At 73.8% G+C, this 1,428-nt stretch carries 2 protein-coding genes; both read right to left on the reverse strand.

The window, feature by feature from the left end:
* Positions 1 to 130: 130 nt before the first annotated feature.
* Positions 131 to 469, reverse strand: a complete 339-nt coding sequence (locus N864_RS22235) for a P-II family nitrogen regulator (RefSeq protein WP_034722700.1) — start codon at positions 467 to 469, stop codon at positions 131 to 133.
* Positions 466 to 1,428, reverse strand: a 963-nt coding sequence (locus tag N864_RS22240) for an ammonium transporter (protein WP_162164567.1), incomplete at its 5' end; no start/stop codon positions are given. The genes N864_RS22235 and N864_RS22240, both read right to left, overlap by 4 nt.

A 1,428-nucleotide genomic window follows, 5' to 3' on the forward strand; every position in this document is an offset into this window, starting at 1 on the left:
CCGGGCGGCACCGGCGCCGGGCGTGGCGAAGTCCCGGGTCCGGGCCAGGTCGAGGCGACGAGCGCGGAACGCGGGCACGTCGCCCGGGTCGCCGGTGTGGGGAGCCACCACGGTGCGCATGACCGGCCGCTCAGAGCGCCGCGGAGCCGTGCTCGCCGGTGCGGACGCGGATGACGTCGTCGACCGGCACGGCCCAGATCTTGCCGTCGCCGATCCGACCCGTCTGCGCCGCCTTGAGAATGACCTCCATGACGTCCGGGGCGTCGATCGTGTCGACGAGCACCTCGATCCGCACCTTCGGCACGAACTCGACGGTGTACTCGGCTCCGCGGTAGACCTCGCTGTGGCCCCGCTGCCGTCCGTGACCGCTGGCCTCGCTGATGGTCATCCCGGAGATGCCGAAGGCCTCCAGTGCCTCCTTGACGTCGTCGAGCCGGTGCGGCTTGATGATCGCGGTGACGAGCCTCATCGCTGGGTCTCCTTCCGGTCGTGGGGCCTGGTGGCCGGGGTGGCCGAGCCGGAGGGTCCGGCCGCGAGCAGGGCGGGGGGCGGGTTGGGACCGGGCACCGCCTTGCCGAGGGCACCACCGACGGCACCGCCGAGGGCACTCCCGAGCGCGCCTCCGAGGGTCGACCCGAGACCGCCGGTGAGGTTGCTCCAGTCGTAGGCGGACTCGGCATGCAGCTCCTGGTCGATCCCGGTCAGCTCCGCCTCGGAGGTGACCCGCCACCCCATCGACGCCCGGAGCGCGAGGCCGACGATGGTGGTGACGACTCCGGACAGGACGACGGCGGCCGTGGCGATGACCAGCTGCACGACGAGCTGACGCGCCCCGCCGCCGTAGAGGAGCCCGGTCCGCGTGCCGAGGAGCCCGATGCCGACGGTCCCCCACAGCCCGGCGACGAGGTGGACGCCGACGACGTCGAGCGAGTCGTCGAAGCCGAGCCGGTACTTCAGTCCGACGGCGAGGGCACAGAGCGCCCCGGCCACGCCACCGAGTCCGATCGACCCGACCGGGGACAACGCGCCGGCGGCGGGGGTGATCGCCACCAGCCCGGCCACGACTCCCGAGGCGGCGCCGAGGGAGGTGGCGTGGCCGTCGCGGATCCGCTCCGTGGCGAGCCAGCCGAGCATCGCCGCGCACGTCGCGACCGTCGTGTTGACCCAGGCCACGCCCGCCGTGCCGTTGGCGGCGAGGGCGGAGCCGGCGTTGAACCCGAACCAGCCGAACCACAGCAGTGCCGCGCCGAGCATGACGAGCGGGAGGTTGTGCGGTCGCATGGGGACCTTCCCGAAGCCGACCCGCCTGCCGACGACGAGGGCCAGGACGAGGCCCGCCATGCCGGCGTTGATGTGCACCACGGTCCCGCCCGCGAAGTCGATCGGCGTCACGGTCGCCGCGGCCGCTGCTCCAGAGCCGGTGACGCC

The organism is Intrasporangium chromatireducens Q5-1 (genome assembly GCF_000576575.1).
Lineage (GTDB): Bacteria > Actinomycetota > Actinomycetes > Actinomycetales > Dermatophilaceae > Intrasporangium_A > Intrasporangium_A chromatireducens.

Bases quoted from the DNA above. Each gene is read 5' to 3' on its own strand.
- N864_RS22235 (WP_034722700.1), bottom strand. From the start codon at position 469: ATGAGGCTCGTCACCGCGATCATCAAGCCGCACCGGCTCGACGACGTC.